This window comes from Pseudoxanthobacter sp., assembly GCF_036822375.1.
In the GTDB taxonomy this organism is placed as follows: domain Bacteria; phylum Pseudomonadota; class Alphaproteobacteria; order Rhizobiales; family Segnochrobactraceae; genus Pseudoxanthobacter.
Genome location: NZ_DAISHT010000322.1, coordinates 1 through 2,831, shown reverse-complemented (window position 1 = coordinate 2,831; position 2,831 = coordinate 1). Strand labels below are relative to the sequence as shown.

Below are 2,831 nucleotides of genomic sequence, written 5' to 3'. Positions count from 1 at the left end.
GCCGCCATGTTGCAGGGCGAGCCGCCGATATATTTGCTGAAGGATCCCATGTCCTCCAGCCGCCCGCCGACCTGATCGCCGTAGAGATCGACCGAGGCGCGGCCGATGGTGATGACATCGAGTGTCTTGACCGGCACGTCGGCCGGCCGGGTGTTGGGCTCCATTGGGTTTTCCCCGCCTGTCGCGGCGCCTGTTGCGGCGCCTTGTTGTTCTGACCGGTGCTGGCCGGCGGTCTCAGACCGCCACCGGCTTCAGCCACGGCTGGTCGGCGGCCTCGTGGCTGTCCACCACCGCCTCGACGAAGGCGACCCCCTTCAGCCCGTCACCGGCGGTGGGGATGTTGCGGCCGATCTCGCCCGCCTCGCGGCCCTGCCGGCGGGCACGGATCGCCTCGGCAAAGCCGGCATAGAGGTTGGCGAAGGCTTCCAGATAGCCTTCCGGATGTCCCGGCGGGGTGCGGGTGCGGGCCTTCGCCGCCGCGCTCAGCCCGTCGGTGCCGCGCTTGACGACCCGGGTCTCGCCGCCGAGCGGGGCCAGCAGCAGTTCGTTCGGCTGCTCCTGAAACCACGCCAGCGACGCCTTTTCGCCGAAGACGCGCAGCCGGATGCCGTTGGAAGAGCCCAGCGCCACCTGCGACGACCACAGCAGGCCGCGCGCGCCGCCCTCGTAGCGCAGCAGAACGTGGGCGTTGTCGTCCAGCGCCCGGCCTTCGACGAAGGTCGCCAGATCGGCCGTCAGCGCCTCCAGCTTCAGCCCGGTGACGAAACCGGCGAGGTGATAGGCATGGGTGCCGATATCGCCGACGGAGCCGCCGCGACCGTTGCGCTTCGGGTCCGTGCGCCAGGCGGCCTGGGCATTGCCGGCCCGCTCGATGGGCGTTGCCATCCATTCCAGCGGATATTCCACCTGCACCGTGCGGATGCGGCCGAGCGCCCCGTCCGCCACCCGCGCACGGGCCTCGTGCACCATCGGATAGCCGGAATAGGTATAGGTCACGCCCATGAAACGGCCGCTGGCGCGCACCAGCCGCTCCAGCTCCACCGCCTCGTCCAGCGTCGCCGTCAGCGGCTTTTCGCAGATAACGTCGAAGCCCGCTTCGAGGGCCGCCTTCGCAATCGGAAAGTGCGTGAAATTCGGCGTGCAGATCGCCACCGCATCAATGGCATCGGCGCGGCCGCGCTCGCCGGCAATGAGCGCGGCGAAGTCGTCATAAGAGCGCGCCGGATCGATGCCGAGGCCGGCGGCGAAGGCATGGCCGCGGGCCGGGCTGACATCGAAGGCACCGGCGGTCAGCACCCATGCCCCGTCCATGCGGGCGGCAATGCGGTGGATGTTGCCGATATAGGCGCCCTCGCCGCCGCCGACCATGCCGAGGCGCAGCGGACGCTGATAGGTCTCACTCATGATGGTCCTGCCCTGAAACGGGGTCTCACTGCGCGGGCGCCGGCTCCGGCACCGCGTCCGGGGCAAGCCCGAGCATCGCGCGGTTGGCGGCACGGTCGGCGCCGGATCTGACGAAATCGTCGAAGGCGCGGTCGGCAACGCGGATGATGTGCTCGCGGATGAAGCGGGCGCCTTCCGCCGCCCCGTCTTCCGGGTGCTTCAGGAAGCACTCCCACTCCAGCACGGCCCAGCCGTCGTAATCGAAGGTGGCGAGCCTGGTGAAGATCGCGCCGAAATCGACCTGCCCGTCGCCGGGCGAGCGGAAGCGGCCGGCGCGCCGCGACCACGGCTGATAGCCGCCATAGACGCCGGATTTGCCGTCGGGGCGGAACTCCGCATCCTTCACATGAAAGGCGCGGATGCGCTCGTGGTAGTGGTCGATGAAGGCCAGATAATCCAGCGCCTGCAGCACGAAGTGGCTGGGATCGTACATGATGGCGCAGCGCCGATGGCCCTGCAGCCGCTCAAGGAACATCTCGAAGCTCCAGCCGTCGTGCAGATCCTCGCAAGGGTGGATCTCGAAGCAGAAGTCGACGCCGTGCTCGTCGGCGGTGTCCAGAAGCGGCCGCCAGCGGCGGGCCAGTTCGTCGAAGCCCTCGTCGATCAGCCCTTCCGGCCACTGCGGATAGGGGTAGAGATAGGGCCACAGCAGAGACCCGGAGAAGGTGACGTGCCGGTCGAGCCCCAGATTGCGGCTGGCGCGGGCGGCAAACGCCATCTGCTGTTCCGCCCACGCCCGCCGCGCCGCCGGATTGCCCCGCACCTGCGGCGGGGCAAAGGCGTCCATGATGGCGTCGTGGGCGGGATGAACCGCCACGAGCTGGCCGGTGATGTGGGAGGCAAGCTCGGTGATGACCAGTCCGTGATCGGCCAGCCGGCCTTTCAGGTCGTCGCAATAGGCCGGGCTTTCCGCCGCCCGGCGCAGATCGATGAGGCGCGTATCCCACGTCGGGATCTGCACGCCGGCAAAGCCTTTGGCCGCCGCCCAGCCGGCAAGGCTGTCGAGGGAGTTGTAGGGCGCCTCGTCGGCCGCAAACTGCGCGAGGTAGACGCCCGGCCCTTTCAGGGTGCGCATGGAAGCCCCCGCCTCATTCGGCCGCAACGGGGGCGAAGCGCGTGCCCTCCAGCGTCATCGCCTGCTCGGGGGCCGGCGCGGCGGCGGCGTGGGCGCCCCACACCGTCTGGTCGAAGTTGATGACCGAGCCGGTCATGATGCCGGCATCGTCGGAGGCGAGGAAGGCGACCATCGCCGCCACCTCCTCCGGCGCGATCAGCCGGCCGAACGGCTGGGCGACCGCCGCCTTCTTCAGCCAGTCCGGATCGGCGCCGTGGAAGGTGCGCTGGATGCGGTCTTCGCCGTCCGACGCCATCCAGCCGATGTTGAGCTG

3 protein-coding genes are annotated in these 2,831 nt (G+C 69.4%); all 3 read right to left on the bottom strand.

From position 1 onward, the window contains the following. Nucleotides 1–234 precede the first annotated feature (234 nt). Entirely contained in the window at nt 235–1,404 is a 1,170-nt protein-coding gene (locus V7067_RS17125) for a Gfo/Idh/MocA family oxidoreductase (protein WP_334177098.1), read from the bottom strand. Nucleotides 1,405–1,429: 25 nt separating this feature from the next. Then, on the bottom strand, nt 1,430–2,518 hold the full coding sequence (locus V7067_RS17120; protein WP_334177097.1) for a sugar phosphate isomerase/epimerase: 1,089 nt from the start codon (nt 2,516–2,518) through the stop codon (nt 1,430–1,432). 13 nt (nt 2,519–2,531) lie between these two features. Then, nucleotides 2,532–2,831: SDR family oxidoreductase (locus V7067_RS17115; RefSeq protein WP_334177096.1), on the bottom strand; the 300-nt coding region annotated here is incomplete at its 5' end.